Origin of the sequence: Parabacteroides sp. An277 (genome assembly GCF_002159645.1) — a bacterium.
Lineage (GTDB): Bacteria > Bacteroidota > Bacteroidia > Bacteroidales > Tannerellaceae > Parabacteroides.
Window position 1 is genome coordinate 26,207 of the sequence record NZ_NFJB01000013.1, and the last position, 17,876, is coordinate 44,082.

Below are 17,876 nucleotides of genomic sequence, written 5' to 3' on the forward strand. Positions count from 1 at the left end.
ATAATGTAAGGTTACTTAATGAATAGTGGAAGGCCGCTCACCATGAGGACGACCTGGTCGGCCCGGGCGGCGATGTGTTGGTTCACCCATCCCTGTAGGTCCGTGAAGCGGCGCTGGACGGGGTCGGTCGAGACGCCCCCCATCCCGATTTCGTTCGTGACGAAGATAAAGCACGCATCCTGGCGGGTGAGGCTGTCGAACTCGGCCTTTATGGCAGGAAGCGCAAGGTCGATACGGCCCTCCAGGTCGTAGAAGTAGTTCGTACACCAGAGCGTGACGCAATCCACCACCACCACCTTCCCCGCGAAGTCATGCCGGCTGAGGAGCTTCTCCTCCTCGATGTTCTCCCACTCCGGCCCGCGGTCTGCCTGGTGGCGCCGCACGCGCTCGCGGAACTCATCGTCCCAGATACGAGCCGTCGCCAAATAGACCGGATGCGGACTGAGTGAGCAGGCCAACTGCTGCGCATAGCGGCTCTTACCCGACCGTGCTCCGCCCGTGACGAGGATAACCCGCCTCATACGCCGCGTGTTTTGCGGTGATACTTCGCCCGGTTCGCAGGGTTATTCCGGCTGGTCTTCCGGAGGGCGGCGGACTTCGGCGAGGCTGCCTGCTGTTGCGCTACGGCGCCGCGCGAGAGGGGCTTCGTGGTCCCGGTTTCCTCCTGCTCTTTACGGGCACGACGGGCTGCGGCGTATTTGTTATACTTCACGTAATGCTCCCGGCGCGGCTTGCCCTCCGTATGCCCACTTGCGGCAGATACGGACTGTTTCGCAGAAGAGGTAGCTGCGCGGCGCGTCGGCATAGCGGGTAAGCCCCCCTCCTTCAGGAGGTTCGTAATCTTCGGCGTCGAAGCCTGGATGGTACGCCCCTGGATGCGTTTGCCCCAAGGTATCGTCTCTTCATCCACTTGGATGATATCCGCCTCGGTCACCTTTTGCCCTACGGTAGGGAAGCTGCCATTGACAGTCACCCTTCCCATCTCGATGAATTTATCAGCCTCCCGGCGCGAACAAAGCCCGGAGTCGCTCAAGAATTTGTTTAATCTGACTTCCATGTTTATTGCTGTTATGATTTGACACCTGTCTTTTCGACATGCAAAAGTAATACAATTTAGGCTATTTCCCATACCCAGACGAACTCTTCCGTCACCTCATACTGAAGCGTGAAGGTATGCTGGCGGCCCGAACGCGATTCGTACCCGACAAGCGTGCCCGACGGGGCATAAGGAAAGGGGAGCAGGTGCAGCTCCTCCAGGAAATCCATCCCAGGGAGGTCCACCAGCTTGAAGAGAGTCTCCTTGGCACACCAGCAGACCAGGAGATGTTCCGTCTCGTGCCGCGGGTCGATGAATGCCTCTTCCGCAGGCGAGAGGTACCGACTGCGTATCTTGCGGACCCGGTCCGAACGATACTCGATGTCGATGCCCGTCCGCTCGGGCGAGAGGCTGAGGGCGACAAAGCCGCGCGTATGCGACAGACTCAGGTGAAAGGGTTCGTCCGGCAGATAGGGTGCGCCCGAGGGAAGGTAGGCGATGCGGGCCTCATGCCCCAGCATCTCGGCGAGGAGCAGCCGCGCAGCAAGCCATTCCGCCTGTCGGGCAGGAGCCTTCAAACGGGCAAAGTCCGCCTCATACCAATGCGGATGGGCGAGCCTTTCCCACAACGCTTCGGGCGATTCGGTGAGTCGCCAGAGGCCCCGCAGCGGGGAGGTGTAGATTGAAAGAAGTGGCATGGGAGGGCTATTTCCAGTAGAACGTTTCCATGAGGCGGACGACGTCTTGCCGGAGATAACCGACAACCGGCGCGATAGAGTCTGCCTTCGGTTCGAAATCAAAATACAACGCGCCCCGGAAGAAACGGCGACGACGGTCGGTGAGCATAAACTGGATAGGCGAAGCGCAGTCCCCCTCGAGGAGGTACAGTGTCCCCCAGACCTCCGCCTCCGGATGCTCGTAAGCCTTCTCGCTCACCCGGCGCACCGACTGCTGACGGCGGACGAGGTCCGCTCCATCCGCCAGCGCACGCTGCAATCCCTCGGAGGAGGTCTCCAGATAACTGCCATAGAGCGTGACGTGCCACGACGGGTAAACCACGTTCACCCAACCCCGCGACGCCTCGGCGGTATCCACGCGTGCCCCGGCGGGTATCTCGAAGGCATACGGCAAGGCTACATGATGTAATAAGGAATAGGCGAGGCTGTCCCGCTCGATACGGAAGTATCCCCGCGGCTTGGGAGAGTAATCTCCCCCGCAACCGACAGCCCCCACAAGGAAGAGCGACATCACCCCCTGCATCATCCGACGACTCATCCCCCTCATGATGCGACCGATTGAGGCGAAACCTGATTGAACTTGACCTTGAGGATACGACGATTATCCACCTCGAGTACCTGGAAACGATAATCGCCGTACTCGATAATCTCCTGCCGACGGGGAAAGTCCCCCTTGATTTCCAACAGGAGGCCGGCAAGCGTCTCCACCTCCTCCGTGAGGCGAGCGAACTCCGACGGGCTCGTGTGCGTCACCCGGAAGAAGTCCGTCAGAAGAATCTTCGCCTCGAAGATATAACTGCCGTCCGCCAAGTGGATATATTGCTTCTCATCCTCGTCGTACTCATCCGAAATCTCTCCGACGATTTCCTCGAGGATGTCCTCCATCGTGACGAGACCGGATGTACCCCCGAACTCATCCACTACGATAGCCATGTGTATCTTATTGGTACGGAACTCCTCCAACAGATCGTCAATCTTCTTCGTTTCGGGTACAAAGTAGGCCGGACGGATTAGACTCTGCCAGTGGAACGTATCCGGCTTTTCCAAGTATGGGAGTAAGTCTTTGGTATATAGAATGCCCTTGATGTTGTCCTCATTCTCAGCATAGACAGGGATACGGGAGAAACCCGATTCGTTGACTGCTCGTAATACGTCGGGGAAACTTGCCTTGATGTTCAAGTCTTCGACGTCGAGGCGAGGCGTCATCACTTCGTTAGCCGTTTTGTTGTAGAACTTAATGATTTCAGCAAGCATCTCTTTCTCTTCAGGGATGGCTTTCGAGGTAAGTTCCAATGCCTTGCTCAGCTTGTCTACCGAGAGGTTATACCGTTTCTTCCCGAATGACTTCTGGAAAAACGAGGCGGAACGGACAAACAACGCAGACAAGGGGGAGCAAATACTCACTATTGTCCGAACGATCGGCGCCGTCTGTCGAACCAACTTTACACTGTCTTTTTGCCCATACACCTTCGGCATGATTTCGCCAAAGAGAAGAATAAGAGATGTAAGTCCTACGCACTGAAGCACGAATCCCAGCCATGGGACTGCCATAAAGCTCATCCAACTATTCAGTGCGAATACGCTGAGTGTGATGAAGGAAACGTTGATGATATTATCTGCAATTAAAAAGGTAGCTGTAAGGCGATCCGGGTTATCCAGTAATCGAATCACTAACTGGCTACGTGTGTCATTTTCTTCTTTGAGCTCATTTTGCTCCTCAGAATTGAGAGCAAAGTATGCCATTTCACAAGCTGAGATAAAAGCAGAAGCAAACAACAAAAGTATGGCAAGCATCCCGGCGATAACGGGACCTATTGTCAGGTCGTATACGATGATTTGTCGGAACAAGTCCGATAGCATGTCTGGTTCCAAGTGGATAAGTTTTAGTTATACATCTGGGTTAGAACGGCAAGTCATCCTCTGCACTGGATGTCTCAAGAGACGGACCTGCCAATGGTTGGGAAGCTGTAGGCTGGACAACCGTCTGTGGGTTAGGGGTAGCAGAAGCTTGTGCATTTGTCGAATCGACAGGACGCGTTCCCGTATAATAGAATTCAATGCGATCGGCATGGATTTCTGTTACATATCGTTTGCTTCCTGAAGCGTCGTCATAGCTTCGTGTACGGAGTTTTCCTTCTACATAAAGCAACGAACCCTTTTTGACATATTTCTCGACAAACGGCACCTGGTCTCGGCGTACTACGATATTGTGCCATTCTGTCCGTTCGGGAACGACCGTTCCGTTTGCCAATGTATATCCGCGTTCGGATGTGGCCAGAGGAAAGTTTGCTACCGCTGACCCCGTATCGAAATACCGGACCTCTGGGTCTCGTCCGACATTTCCTATTAATAATACTTTATTTAGCGACATAATCTTATCTTTTTAGTTACGCCACAAAGATACGACATTATTTCATATTCCCCACCAAAGAATCAAGGTATTTCTGGATTAGACGCGGGATGGCGTACTGGTCTAAGTCTTCGGTTGGAATCATGTGGAATCCGTGTGGCAGTTCTCCCGCTTCATTTATTTCGAGTTGATAGAAAGTCGTGTAAAGTGTTTGGTGGGAAAGTACATGCTTGTAGAGTGGGCTTGTGCTTTGCCACGTTAACTTCGAAATGCCCGAGAAGAGTCGTTCGAACTCGTGTGTGCGGGAAAGTTCCGGCCATTCGCACGCTTCGTTCGTCTCGATGAGCGGAAACTCGTATAATCCTTTCCAGATATCTTTTCCTACCCGTTTCTGTAGAAAAGTCTTACCTTTATATAGAATGTAGAAATAATGGAAGAAACGATCGCGCGATTTGGTTCTTCCTTGCTTGACAGGAAGAAGGGATACGGTCTCGTTGGCATAAGCGACGCACGCATCCGCCAAGGGACAGAGCGTACAGTTTGGAGTTTGGGGTACACATTGGAGAGCTCCCAGTTCCATCATGGCTTGGTTGTGTAATCCCGCCCTTTTAGGGGGAAGCAAGCGTTGGGCCAGCTCCGCGAAATATTTTTTACCTGCCCCTGTGTCAATAGGCGTGTCAATGCCAAAGAAACGAGCCAAGACGCGATATACGTTTCCATCGACCACGGCATAAGGCAAGTTCCAAGCAAACGAGACGATCGCTGCAGCCGTATAATCTCCAATGCCTTTCAAAGCTCGTACTTCTTGATAGGTCTGTGGAAAACGCGCTTCGTAATGTGTTTCCATAAATCGGGCTGCGGCGTGGAGGTTTCGCGCTCGGCTATAATATCCTAATCCTTGCCAATACTTCAGGACCTCGTCTTCCGAAGCCTCGGCCAAAGAGCGGATGTCTGGGAAACGTTCGACAAACCGGTTGAAATAATCCAACCCTTGCGCGACCCTTGTCTGCTGCAAAATGATTTCCGATATCCATATAATATAAGGATCGCGCGAATGGCGCCAGGGCAAATCTCGTTTGTGCGTATCATACCATTCACACAACAGGCGGCTCAGCCCAAAATCTGTATCTGTATGTTCCATATCTGTCCAGCTTGTATGCTAAAAATAAACGGAAAACGATTTCGTTTTTCGTTATAATCGTCGGCAAATATAGGCATAAAACCGAGAATCTTGAGGCGCTTTTGCCCTCAAAAAGGCAAGATTTCGAACTTTTTCTCAAGATTTGCTACGAATTTCTTTTGCACTCAGAGAATTATTCCTAACTTTGCAATCCGAAAATTATAAGAATCAATACAATTATTAAATTTATAAGACATGACTAAAGCAGATATTGTTAGCGAGATTTCGAAGAAAACCGGTGTTGACAAACAGACAGTATTGGCCTGTGTGGAGACATTTATGGAGAAAGTGAAAGGTTCTTTGGCAAAGAATGAGAACGTATATTTGAGAGGTTTCGGTAGTTTTATCGTAAAGAAACGCGCACAAAAGACGGCTCGTAATATCTCGAAGAATACAACTATCATTATTCCGGAACACAATATCCCTTCATTCAAGCCGGCTAAGACTTTCTTGAATGACGTGAAATAATAAGTTTATCGTTTAATCTTTTAAAATTTCAAAAGCTATGCCTAGCGGAAAGAAAAGAAAAAGACATAAAATGTCTACACACAAACGCAAAAAAAGACTGAAGAAGAATAGACATAAGAAGAAATAAGTCTATACTACTTTAGCTCTGAAGAACAAACTTAATAAGAGACCTTTTAAGTTTGTTCTTTGCTTATTTTTAAGGTCTATACATTCTTTAAAATACCTGATGTGATTAGTGAATTAGTAGTAAACGTTGAATCCAAAGAGATGTCGATTGCCGTCTTGGAAGACAAAAGCCTGGTGGAGCTTCAGAAAGAGGCGCGCAATGTGGAGTTTGTGGTGGGCGATATCTATTTAGGCAAGGTGAAGAAACTGATGCCGGGATTGAATGCTGCTTTCATTGATGTGGGTTATAAAAAGGATGCATTTCTTCATTATCAGGACTTAGGGGCTCATTTTAGTACGCAGCAGAAGTTCTTGAAGCAGGCTTTGAACGATTTCAAGAAGCTGACGCCGATTCAGAAGTTCCAGCCGCTGCCCGAAATCGATAAAGACGGGAGCATTGGCGATGTGTTGAAAATCGGACAAGAAGTGCTGGTACAAATTGCTAAAGAGCCCATCTCGACCAAAGGTCCACGATTAGCTTCTGAATTGTCATTCGCAGGACGTTATATCGTTTTAATCCCTTTTGGAGACAAAGTGTCTGTCTCTTCGAAGATTAAAACAGCCGAAGAACGTGCTCGTTTGCGCCAACTGATCCAAAGCATTAAACCGAAGAACTTTACGGTGATTGTCCGCACTTCGGCCGAAGGAAAGCGGGTGGCGGAATTGGACCACGAATTGAAGACATTGGTAAAGCGGTGGGAAGATAGCGTGGCTAAATTGGCCAAGGCGAAAGCTCCCGCATTGGTGTACGAAGAGACGGGGCGTGCCGTGGCATTGCTCCGCGATATTTATAATCCTTCGTTCCAAAATATTTATGTGAATGACGAGGATGTCTATAAAAGTATTCGCGCGTATGTGAGTTTGATTGCTCCGGGAAGCGAGGATATCGTGCATCTTTATACAGGCGGCCTGCCTATCTTTGATAATTTCTCGGTTACGAAACAAATCAAATCCCTCTTCGGGCGTACCGTGACGTACAAGAGCGGCGCTTACTTGGTCATCGACCATACAGAGGCGATGCATGTCATCGATGTGAATAGCGGCAATCGTGCCAAGAACAGCGACGACCAAGAGAAGACGGCCCTTGATGTCAATATCGCCGCCGCCGACGAGATTGCCCGCCAGCTTCGCCTCCGCGATATGGGCGGCATCATCGTTATCGATTTTATTGACATGCACGAAAATGCCAACAAACAGAAGCTATATGAACACATGACGAAGGCCATGGCTTCCGACCGCGCCAAGCACAATATCCTTCCTTTGAGCAAGTTTTGCCTGATGCAAATTACCCGCCAACGGGTTCGTCCGGCTTTAGACGTGCAGACGTCCGAGACTTGCCCGGCTTGCTTCGGTACCGGCGTCGTGAAGCCCTCTATTCTTTTTACCGACAGTCTGGAGCGGAAGGTGGATTGTTTGGTCAACAAGCACCATGTGAAGAAATTTACCTTACACGTACATCCTTATGTAGCAGCTTATTTGAATAAAGGCTTTTTCCCTTTGAGTTGGCAATGGAAAATGAGATACACCCATAGCCTCCGCATCGTGCCCAACCAGAGCTTGGCTTTCCTCGAATATAAATTCTACGATGAGGAAAAAAACGAGCTCGACATGAAAGACGAATTGGAAATCAAAGGATAAGAAAATATTCTCTGGACACAGAGACGCGGAAAAGCGGAGTTTTTCATTCTTAATCGTTATTATTAAAGGCTCTGTGTTTTCCGTGTCTCTGTGTTTTTTTATTCCCATTCGTAAAGCAGCGCGTAGTTTTTCGGCCGGTGCAGGTGCCGGTATTCGCGCGGCGTGCATTGGTTCTGCTCTTTAAACAGTTTGGAAAGATAGGCTTGGGTGGGGAATCCGCTCCGGCGGGCGATTTCCTCCAGGTGTAAGTTCGTGCAGGCCAGCAATTCGCAAGCGCGTTTCAAGCGGTATTCCATTAGGAAGTCGCGCGTGAGTTTTCCCGTCAGAAATTTGAAGATATGATTGAGTACGACGCTGTTCGTCCCTAATGCTTTCGCCAGTTTGTCCGTCGTCAGTCCCGGCTCTTCCGCGAGCGCTTCTGCCACCGCGTCCATCACGAGCGAGCCCGTCGGCGGCGCTTTCTTTTCCACTTCCTCCATGCGCGTCCATCCTTCCGCGTTTGTCACGGTTCGTTTCGCCAGGGGCGAAACATAAAGGTCTTCCACCTGGATTTTGCGTATTTCAATCTTTTTCATATCCTTTTTTGCCCGCAAGATACGCTTTTTTCCCCGATAATACTAATTTTTTTACTCTTTTTTTATACTGGTAAATATTTTAGCTGCGCTTTTACCCTTCTTTTTGCATAGTAAAATCTTGAACTTGCGTTTTACTATACAGGAAGAAGGATAAAAGCAATATTGGAAATTTTACTCTGTATATGGAAGGGTAAAAATATAGGCTGGGATTTTACCCTGCAGCATGTTTGGTAAAATTCCTATCCATTTTTTTTTTATTTATGTGTGAATTAGGTAAAATACTATGAGAAAATTTTTCTGGAAAAGCATTGGAGGTAAAAAAACGAAGGACACCTTCGTCTCGCTGTTGGGGGCGAGGTTTCGGGTATCCTTCCATAGTCAATAATACAAAAAACGCAGTATCTTTTTATTTAGGCTTGATACAACTTCGCGCGGAGCTCGGCAATCGCGGGGTCGGAGATGTAGTCGTCGTAATCCATCATCTTATCGATAATGCCATTCGGTGTCAGCTCGATGATGCGGTTGGCGACGGTCTGGATGAACTCGTGGTCGTGGCTCGCGAAGAGGATGTTGCCTTTGAACGTCTTCAGCGTGTTGTTGAACGCTTGGATGGATTCGAGGTCCAGGTGGTTCGTGGGCGTGTCGAGGATGAGGCAGTTGGCATCGGTCAACATCATGCGCGAAATCATGCAACGCATTTTCTCGCCTCCCGAGAGGACGCTCACCTTCTTCAGGAGCTCTTCGCCCGAGAAAAGCATGCGGCCGAGGAAGCCTTTGAGGAACACCTCGTTCGTTTCCGGCGCGAATTGCGAAAGCCATTCAATCAGGTTATAATCCGAGTTGAAATAGGCGGTATTGTCGAGCGGGAGGTACGACGTGGTGATGGTCTGTCCCCATTGGAAAGAGCCGGCGTCGGGCTTCTCTTCGCCGTTGATGATTTGGAAGAGGGCCGTCATGGCGCGCGGGTCATGGCTGATGAAGACAATCTTGTCGCCCTTTTCGACGTTGAAGTTCAAATCCTGGAAAAGCGTCTTTCCCTCGATGCTTTTGGTAAGTCCCTTGACTTCGAGAATCTGGTTTCCCGGCTCGCGGTTCGGGCTGAAAAGGATGCCCGGATAACGGCGCGACGAGGGCTTGATTTCCTCGATATTCAGCTTTTCAAGCATCTTCTTGCGGCTGGTCGTCTGCTTCGACTTGGCTACGTTGGCGCTGAATCGGCGGATGAATTCCTCCAGTTCCTTCTTTTTCTCTTCCGCCTTCTTGTTCTGCTGTTGCATCTGGCGCAGCGCTAATTGCGAAGATTCGTACCAGAAGCTATAATTGCCGGCAAAGAGCTGGAGCTTGCCATAATCGATATCGACCGTATGCGTGCAAACGGAGTCGAGGAAGTGGCGGTCGTGGCTGACGACGAGCACCGTATGTTCGAAATTCGAGAGATAGTTTTCGAGCCATGAAACGGTTTCGAGGTCAAGGTCGTTCGTCGGCTCGTCGAGGAGGAGGTTGTCGGGCTGCCCGTAGAGCGCGCGGGCCAAGAGGACACGCACCTTCTGCTTACCGCTCAAGTCTTTCATCATCGAGTAATGCAACTCTTCGCCGATGCCGAGTCCGCTGAGCAGGGCGGCGGCGTCGCTTTCGGCGTTCCAACCCTCCATTTCGGCAAACTTCTCTTCCAGTTCGGCGGCGCGGATACCGTCTGCATCCGAGAAGTCCTCTTTCGCATAGAGCGCGTTCTTTTCGCTCATGACGTCCCAAAGCGTCGAATGCCCCATCAGGACGGTATCCATGACGGTGTATTCATCGAACGCGAAGTGGTCTTGCGAAAGGACGGAAAGCCGTTCGCCTGGCCCCATCGAGACGGTGCCGCGCGTAGGGTCCAACTGTCCGCTGATAACTCGAAGGAAAGTAGACTTTCCGGCACCGTTCGCGCCGATAATCCCATAACAATTACCCGGCGTGAACTTCAAATTGACATCCTGAAACAGGATACGCTTGCCGAACTGTACATCCAGATTGTTTACTGTAATCATATTAAATTGGTCTTAGGAATAAATCGAAATTAAATTGCGAGTGCAAAGATACATAAAATAGGGCAGATGCGGAAATGGGATTTAGGCTTTCCCCGGATAACTTTTCCATAAAAGAAGGAGAGAACGGACAATACGTTTCGTTTGCCGCAACGCATAGCGCGCATCCATCGCTTCGGCCAGCGAGACAGGCGCGGAATGGATGGAAAAAATAGGAACGGAGCTTTCCAGTCCGGAAGGTTCCGCACAATTGCCCGTCAAGACGATTACCGGAACGTGTGCGGCGCGCGCTGCCTCGATGACGCCTGATACCACTTTCCCGCAATTTGTTTGGGTATCCACTTTTCCTTCTCCTGTAAAGACCCAATCGGCACCAGCTAATTGATCGTCGAAATGCAACAGCCGACGGATAATCCGGATGCCTGATGCGAGGTGTGCCTGCAAGAAAACCGCACCACCTCCTCCCAATCCGCCTGCAGCGCCCGAACCGGGAAGTTGCTGCAAGTCGATTCCTGTTTTCTGGTGGACAAGGGCAGCAAACGCACGCAATCCGTTGTCTAATTGGCGGACTTGTTCCGGTGTGGCTCCTTTTTGAGGCGCGAAAACAAAAGCAGCTCCATCTGGACCATAAAAAGGATTCGATACGTCGGTAGCTATTTCGAAAGTACATTCAGCCAATTCTGGCAAACAGTGCGTTATGTCTACGTCTGCTATTTCAGATAGATAAGCGCCCCCATCCGGCACTTCCCGTCCCGTTTTGTCCAAGAAACGAAAACCCAACGCGCGCAACATGCCCGTGCCCGCATCGTTTGTTGCGCTTCCGCCAATACCCAACAGGAAATGCCGCGCCCCGCGACGGATAGCATCCGCAATGAGTTGTCCTACACCCCGAGTTGATGCCCGCATCACATTCCTTTCCTCCATTTGGAGTAAAGGCAATCCGCAGGCCGCCGCCATTTCGATAACCGCCAGACGGGATGAAGCAACCCAACCATACGCTGCCTCGATGGGGCGATGTAAGGGATCTTCAACGCAACAAAACACGCGCTCGCCCTGCAAAGCTTGTATGAGTGCATCGACAGTCCCTTCTCCGCCATCGGCAATTGGAATCTTGCATACGTGGCATGCCGGGTAAATTTCCTTTACCGCCTCTTCAATTACTTCTGCCAATGCAACGGAAGAGACGCATCCTTTGAATGAATCAATGGCTACAACAATCTTTTTCATTTTTCCTATTCCCTGATTGATTAGGCTTAAAAAAGAACGCAGATAAACTGCAAAGAGCTCATCTGCGTTCCAATCGTGTTAGTTAAAAATAACATTACAAACCTTGCCCATGGCAGTTCTTATATTTTTTGCCGCTTCCGCAAGGACAAGGATCGTTTCGTCCTACTCGTTTTTCCGCACGAACAGGTTCGTGAGGAGTGACTGTCTCTTCCGACGCTCCGTTGATATCCGGTTTCTCAGCGTGGTATTGGCTCATATCCTCATGTTGTTCCTGCTCTTCTGCTTTTTCGATTTGTACCCGACGCGCTTCAGCCGCCATTTGGATTGCTGCAGCTTGCATAGCAGCCCGACGTTGTGCCAACTGCTGACGTTCTTCCGCGCTCATTTCGCGTACCGGAATTTGTCCGCGCATTAAAATAGCAACCGTCTTGCGGTTCATCGAATCCACCATGCTCTTAAAGAGATTATAAGATTCCAGTTTGTAAATCAACAACGGGTCTTTATGCTCGTAGCTGGCGTTCTGAACGGAATGGCGAAGTTCGTCCATTTCGCGCAGATGTTCTTTCCATGCTTCATCAATCGTATGTAATACGGTTTGCTTTTGGAATGATTTAACAACCAGTTTGCATTGCGAATCATAAGTCTCTTTCAAGTTACAAGCAACGTTATACATACGTTGACCGTCGGTTACCGGAATCAAAATATTCTCATACATGGCACCTTGTTGCTCATAGACTTGCTTAATGACAGGCTGTGCCACTTGTATCATACGTTCCATACGTTGTTTATAAGCAGCTAATGCAGCATCAAACAGCTTATTACCTAAATCATCAGCCTTCATGTTCTTGAATTCTTCTTCGGTGAAGGGCGATTCCATGGCAAAAGTACGGAACATTTCCAATTTGAAACCTTCAAAATCCATTGTATCGGCAAATTGCTCGGCAACAGCTATTGAGGTATCATAGATTGTATTCAAGACATCCAGGCCGATACGTTCACCCATCAACGCATGGCGGCGACGCGTGTATACAACGTTACGTTGCGAATTCATCACGTCATCATATTCCAACAACCGTTTACGAATGCCGAAGTTATTTTCTTCTACTTTCTTTTGAGCACGCTCTACGGATTTGCTCAACATCGGATGTTCCAATACTTCACCCTCTTTGAAGCCTAATCTATCCATCAGATTAGCAATCTTCTCGGAAGCGAACAAACGCATCAAGCTATCTTCCAACGAAACAAAGAATACAGAAGAACCTGGGTCTCCTTGACGACCAGCACGACCACGTAACTGACGGTCTACGCGACGACTCTCGTGGCGTTCTGTACCGATGATGGCCAAACCACCCGCTGCTTTTACTTCCGGCGAAAGTTTAATATCGGTACCACGACCGGCCATGTTCGTCGCAATGGTTACAGTACTGCTTTGTCCTGCCAATGCCACGATTTCGGCTTCCTTCTGGTGTAACTTCGCATTTAAGACATTGTGTTTGATCTTGCGCAATGTCAACATACGGCTCAACAATTCGGAAATCTCGACAGACGTTGTACCCACCAATACGGGTCGGCCTGCTTCTGTCAGTTTCACGATTTCTTCAATCACGGCATTGTATTTCTCTCGTTTGGTCTTATAGATGCGGTCGTTCATATCGATACGGGCAATCGGACGATTAGTCGGGATTACCACTACATCCAACTTATAGATATCCCAGAACTCGCCGGCTTCAGTCTCGGCTGTACCCGTCATACCTGCCAATTTATGATACATACGGAAGTAGTTCTGCAACGTAATAGTGGCGAATGTCTGTGTCGCAGCTTCTACCTTTACGCGCTCCTTAGCTTCAATCGCTTGGTGTAAGCCATCAGAATAACGGCGTCCATCCATGATACGTCCTGTTTGCTCGTCGACAATCATCACTTTATTGTCGATAACCACGTATTCATCGTCTTTTTCAAACAACGTGTAGGCTTTCAACAACTGATTGATAGTGTGTACACGTTCGCTCTTGATTGAATAGTTCGTGAGCAGTTCATCCTTTTTGGCTTGCTTTTCCTCTTCTGTACCTTCCATGTGTTCTAGTTGGGAAAGTTCGGTAGCAATATCAGGAAGAATGAAGAATTGATTGTCTTCGCGGTTACGGCTCAAGAGGTCGATGCCTTTATCTGTCAATTCCACGCTGTTATTCTTTTCGTCGATAACCAGATAAAGTTCATCTGTCGCTTCATGCATGTGACGCATGTTTTCCGACATGAAATATTCTTCCGTCTTCAGCATTTGTGCCTTTACACCCGGTTCACTCAAGAACTTAATCAAGGCTTTACTACGCGGGAATCCTTTGTATGCACGGTACAATTGCACGGTACCTTCTTCTACGACTTTTTCATCGTTGCTTGCCATTTTCTTCTTGGCTTCAATCAGTAATTTTTGGCAAAGCTCTTTTTGTGCATTTACGACTACTTCTACGTCAGGACGGAATATTTCAAATAATTGATCATCGCCTTGTGGAACCGGACCAGAAATAATCAATGGCGTACGGGCATCGTCAATCAACACCGAGTCGACCTCATCGACAATCGCGTAGTTGTGTTGGCGTTGAACCAAGTCTTTCGGACTGGTGGCCATGTTATCACGCAGGTAATCGAAACCGAACTCGTTGTTCGTACCAAACGTAATATCTGCCATATAAGCTCGACGACGCGCGTCTGAATTAGGTTTGTGTTTATCGATACAATCAACCGAGAGGCCATGGAACATATACAATGGACCCATCCACTCCGAGTCGCGTTTCGACAAATAATCGTTGACGGTCACTACGTGTACACCGTTTCTGGTCAATGCATTCAGGAATACTGGCAAGGTGGCTACCAAGGTTTTACCTTCACCCGTTGCCATTTCGGCAATTTTTCCCTTGTGCAATACGACGCCACCAAACAACTGTACGTCATAGTGTATCATATCCCAAGTTACTTCATTTCCTCCTGCTTTCCAATGATTCTGGTAAATCGCCTTGTCGCCTTCTATGCGGACAAAGTCAAAACGAGTTGCTAAGTCTCGATCGAAATCGTTAGCTGTCACTACCACTTCCGTATTTTCAGCAAAACGACGGGCTGTATCTTTTACGATAGCAAAGACTTCCGGAAGTACTTCATCCAAGACTACCTCCATTTTATCGGTAATCTGTTTTTCAATCTTGTCTACTTCCGCCCAAATAGCTTCACGTTCTTCCAGTTCTTTGTCTTCAATGCTAGCACGCAGTTCTGTCACCTTGGCGCGCTCATCGGCTACATAATCTTGGATGCGTTGTTTGATTGCATCTACTCTCGCACGCAACTCGTCGTTGCTCAAAGGTAGGATAGAAGGATAAACCGCCTTTACCTTTTCTACATACGGTGTAATTTCCTTCAAGTCTCTTTGCGACTTATTTCCGAACAGCTTCGTCAAAAATTCATTAAATCCCATATCTTTATTAAATTGACAATTGTCTCATCTTCTATTTATAACGGACAATTGGATATTTTACAGTTATATTTGTTTCTAATTACAGTAATAAAAAATAATTGCTTATTTAGCAGGAATTGCCAATTCTCCTTTGTTTGTGGACAATTCCTTGAGAGGTGAACTTTGGGAAGCATTGGGTGGCCTGATTCTTAGAATATAAGTTACGGTAGGAGCTACTTCGGTCGCTTTTACTTCGCGATAGATGCGCTCTGGTTTGATACCATTTCCTAAAAATATCAAAGGAGTCAAGACTGCATTATTTCGAATGACCTTGACTTTCTCTTTCGGGTTATCGTGATTGATTTTCCAACCTGGTTGCAATTCAATAATCAAATCGCCGCGTCCCAAATGATGCGTCCCTTGCCGGAACTTGGCAGTACCTTCGTTCCAATCGCCGAAAAGGAGACTATAATCGGTCGTAACGTGTTGTACGCCGCTAAATTCTTTCAGGAAAGCAGCCGCCTTGCGTTGAATCTCGCCCAAATCCAGTTTAGCATCTTCGATGGCTTTGCGGTTTAAGTATATCTGATTGTGATAGTACCCTTTCACCCAATTGGTTTGCTGTCCGTAGAGTGCCATCAAATACATATTCAACAAGGCAACACAGCGTTTCGGGTGGAATTCGCCCTGTGTGACATACGCGTCCAGCTCTGCCGTATATTCTTCTTCGCTTTTATAGTAACCAGAACCTGTAAAAACAACCAATGTTTTCGAAAGTCCTACTTTGCGGTCTATGGCATCTAAAAGCTGCTCAATGTCTTTATCCAGCTGGTAATATGTATCCTGTATTTCATGTGTATATTCCTTATTCATATTACCCAAGTAATTCCCCGCGTAATATGTCACCGAAAGCATGTCCGGACAGGCACGTGTCCCAAACCCACCATATTCTAAGAATTGCATGGCCAACCGGTTTACTTCCTTATTGACGAAAGGCGTTGTCTTTAGTTTGGGATAACATTTCCGCTCTTTTTCGCTAAAGGTGTATTTGAAAGGAATCTCATCTAAAATATAAGGAAAGGCATTATAGCGGTCGATGGAAAGCGAAGGTGTCCATTCCATCTTATCCAAACGGGCAGAAAGGGATTCTACTCCGTTGTTATATCGTTCTACGTACCAAGGGACGCTTTTGTAATAGGTCGTGGTGGCCCATTTCCCGTTGGTATCATCTATCCAGAATGCACCATTAGCTGCATGTCCGGCGGACAAAATGGCGGACTCGGCATCCGGGGCAATGGCATACACATCGCTACGTCCCTTCGAGGCAATCTTCAGTTCATCGCCAATGGTCGAACTGAACAAGGCTTTGGGGGAGTAATTATCTCGTGTAAAATTCCCTAAGTATGCAGGGTCGTACAAGATGGATATTTCTCGCTCGTGCTCAAAGTCATATTTGCGATTAGAAGAGATACCATGGAAACAGGGATTGGAACCGGTGAAAAGGGTGGCAAATGCGCTGGCTTCGTCCACTTCTGGAAAATCGAAACGGATGTTAGGATAAACTTTCCCTTCGTTGAGCAATCGCTTGAAACCCCGTTCGCCGAATGTATTGTAGAAGTACTCGATATAATCGCCTCGCAATTGGTCTACCGTAATATATACGACTAATTTGGGAACCTGTGTCTGGGCTTCCAAATTAGTGACCACCAAAATGGCAATCAGCGAGGTTAATACTTTCCTTACTTTGTTGTCCATGTAATGTTATTTCTATTTGAGGCATTCACAAATATCATGCCATTTTATATTTCTTATTTGTTATTATTGATTCCGAACGTACCCAAAGCGTGAGTATCAATGGAATAAACGCTGGATTAATGTGCTGAGGGAGGAACCATCCTCCTGCCAACATCAGCGTTGTGGCCGCAAAGTTAATAAAATGATACCAATATCCCATACGTCTGGCCTTTTTTACTAAACTAAATGGCACGACGAGCAGTTGCAACGGATGCAGCCAAATGATATTCCAGTTGGGCCACGTTGCCGGATGTTCGGATAGGAACGCAATAAACCACACTACGCATCCCGCCAATCCAGCTACCAGGAACAGGACCGCGTCCAAACTGTAATAATGGCAGCCTCTTCGCCATTCGCGGTAAGTCAGTAGCAAGACAACGCACAGCAGGATGTAGGCGCAAACCGTTGGTGTGAACCATTCCGCGGGGGCTTCTTCGGCTGGAAGCGCTTCGGTCACCTGTGTTTCCTTTACGAGCGGACGTTCATTTCCCTCTTGGTCGATGAGAACGGCCGAGGCCATGGCTTCCCGCAGGTAGTCGGGGAGGAACATCATTTCGTGTGGCGTCGCGATGCGGTCGGTCGGGCTTCCCAATACCAGGTCGCACCCGAACGTCAGCCACGCATGGTGTCGTGTGCAATGGTTTATCATCTCGCGGAATGTTTTGGCTGCAGGTTCCCATCGGTAGTCTACTTTGCCTAACACGTGGGTCTCTACCAGCCGGGCCGGGCGCGTGGCACAATTGTCGAAAAAGAAATTGTACCGGTAGACGCGGTTCTCCGGTTCGTAGTTCTTGAGTAACGCGCCCCAGATGCGTTCCACTTCGACGGGCGCGAGGTCCAGTATCTGTTCCGTCACGCGGCTGCCTCGCATCTGATATTCTGCGATGTAATCTGCATATTTCATGATGCCCAGCATATAATCCGTCTCCCCTTTGGCAAAACGGTATACAAAGTTCGGTTTGTCAAAACTGAAGATGCCGTAGTTGAAGACATAATCCAGATTCCGCGCCGGGTCGTTCAAGCGGAGTGCCGCGTGTCCGTAGAGCGTGAACACCTCGCCCTCATAAGGCTCACTCGTCAGGATGCTCACTTTCGCCTCCGGACTCAAAAGTTGTGCGCCGATAGGTTGCCACCCCACGAGCAGGCTATATATAATAATGTATAGGAATCGTTTCATGCGCTATCTGTCTTTATTTCCGGCGCAAAGATACGAATAATGTGGAAAATGCCCGCATAAAAG

At 48.6% G+C, this 17,876-nt stretch carries 15 protein-coding genes; 2 read left to right on the plus strand and 13 right to left on the minus strand.

The window, feature by feature from the left end; all coding sequences use genetic code 11:
* Positions 1-11 precede the first annotated feature (11 nt).
* Genes B5F77_RS06785 through mutY form a run of 7 tightly spaced genes read right to left on the minus strand, consistent with a single transcriptional unit; the run spans position 12 to position 5,264 of the window.
* A complete protein-coding gene (locus B5F77_RS06785) occupies positions 12-521 on the minus strand; it encodes a bifunctional adenosylcobinamide kinase/adenosylcobinamide-phosphate guanylyltransferase (RefSeq protein WP_087329278.1) in 510 nt (169 codons plus the stop codon).
* A complete protein-coding gene (locus tag B5F77_RS06790; RefSeq protein ID WP_087329280.1) occupies positions 518-1,057 on the minus strand; it encodes a S4 domain-containing protein in 540 nt (179 codons plus the stop codon). The genes B5F77_RS06785 and B5F77_RS06790 overlap by 4 nt, the downstream gene beginning before the upstream one ends.
* A gap of 56 nt (positions 1,058-1,113) precedes the next feature.
* Positions 1,114-1,734, minus strand: a complete 621-nt coding sequence (locus B5F77_RS06795; protein WP_087329282.1) for a 4'-phosphopantetheinyl transferase superfamily protein — start codon at positions 1,732-1,734, stop codon at positions 1,114-1,116.
* A gap of 7 nt (positions 1,735-1,741) precedes the next feature.
* Complete coding sequence (locus B5F77_RS06800; RefSeq protein WP_140392832.1) at positions 1,742-2,320, minus strand: gliding motility protein GldD; 579 nt, start codon at positions 2,318-2,320, stop codon at positions 1,742-1,744.
* Complete coding sequence (gene gldE / locus B5F77_RS06805; RefSeq protein WP_204244953.1) at positions 2,317-3,633, minus strand: gliding motility-associated protein GldE; 1,317 nt, start codon at positions 3,631-3,633, stop codon at positions 2,317-2,319. Before gldE ends, B5F77_RS06800 begins: the two co-directional genes overlap by 4 nt.
* A gap of 40 nt (positions 3,634-3,673) precedes the next feature.
* Complete coding sequence (gene ssb, locus B5F77_RS06810; protein WP_087329289.1) at positions 3,674-4,144, minus strand: single-stranded DNA-binding protein; 471 nt, start codon at positions 4,142-4,144, stop codon at positions 3,674-3,676.
* 37 nt (positions 4,145-4,181) lie between these two features.
* Positions 4,182-5,264, minus strand: coding sequence for an A/G-specific adenine glycosylase (gene mutY, locus B5F77_RS06815; protein ID WP_087329291.1), 1,083 nt, complete (start codon positions 5,262-5,264; stop codon positions 4,182-4,184).
* Between the two features lie 234 nt (positions 5,265-5,498).
* On the opposite strand from mutY, the gene B5F77_RS06820 reads away from it, so the two are divergent.
* Positions 5,499-5,771, plus strand: coding sequence for an HU family DNA-binding protein (locus B5F77_RS06820; protein WP_087329293.1), 273 nt, complete (start codon positions 5,499-5,501; stop codon positions 5,769-5,771).
* 228 nt (positions 5,772-5,999) lie between these two features.
* Entirely contained in the window at positions 6,000-7,574 is a 1,575-nt protein-coding gene (locus B5F77_RS06825; protein ID WP_087329383.1) for an Rne/Rng family ribonuclease, read from the plus strand.
* A gap of 98 nt (positions 7,575-7,672) precedes the next feature.
* Here the strand turns inward: B5F77_RS06825 and B5F77_RS06830 are convergent, their stop codons facing one another.
* The 6 genes from B5F77_RS06830 to B5F77_RS06855 form a co-directional block, all read right to left on the minus strand.
* Positions 7,673-8,149, minus strand: a complete 477-nt coding sequence (locus B5F77_RS06830; RefSeq protein ID WP_140392833.1) for an AraC family transcriptional regulator — start codon at positions 8,147-8,149, stop codon at positions 7,673-7,675.
* A 410-nt stretch (positions 8,150-8,559) separates the two neighbouring features.
* Positions 8,560-10,176 (minus strand): ATP-binding cassette domain-containing protein, encoded by a 1,617-nt coding sequence (locus B5F77_RS06835; protein ID WP_087329297.1) that lies wholly within the window; start codon positions 10,174-10,176, stop codon positions 8,560-8,562.
* Between the two features lie 81 nt (positions 10,177-10,257).
* Complete coding sequence (locus B5F77_RS06840) at positions 10,258-11,400, minus strand: glycerate kinase (RefSeq protein WP_087329299.1); 1,143 nt, start codon at positions 11,398-11,400, stop codon at positions 10,258-10,260.
* A 94-nt stretch (positions 11,401-11,494) separates the two neighbouring features.
* Positions 11,495-14,863, minus strand: a complete 3,369-nt coding sequence (secA, locus tag B5F77_RS06845; RefSeq protein ID WP_087329301.1) for a preprotein translocase subunit SecA — start codon at positions 14,861-14,863, stop codon at positions 11,495-11,497.
* Positions 14,864-14,965: 102 nt separating this feature from the next.
* Positions 14,966-16,597, minus strand: a complete 1,632-nt coding sequence (locus B5F77_RS06850) for an alkaline phosphatase family protein (protein ID WP_087329303.1) — start codon at positions 16,595-16,597, stop codon at positions 14,966-14,968.
* 34 nt (positions 16,598-16,631) lie between these two features.
* The gene (locus B5F77_RS06855) at positions 16,632-17,813 is read right to left on the minus strand and encodes a DUF4105 domain-containing protein (protein ID WP_087329305.1); all 1,182 of its coding nucleotides are present in this window, start codon (positions 17,811-17,813) and stop codon (positions 16,632-16,634) included.
* Positions 17,814-17,876 lie beyond the last annotated feature (63 nt).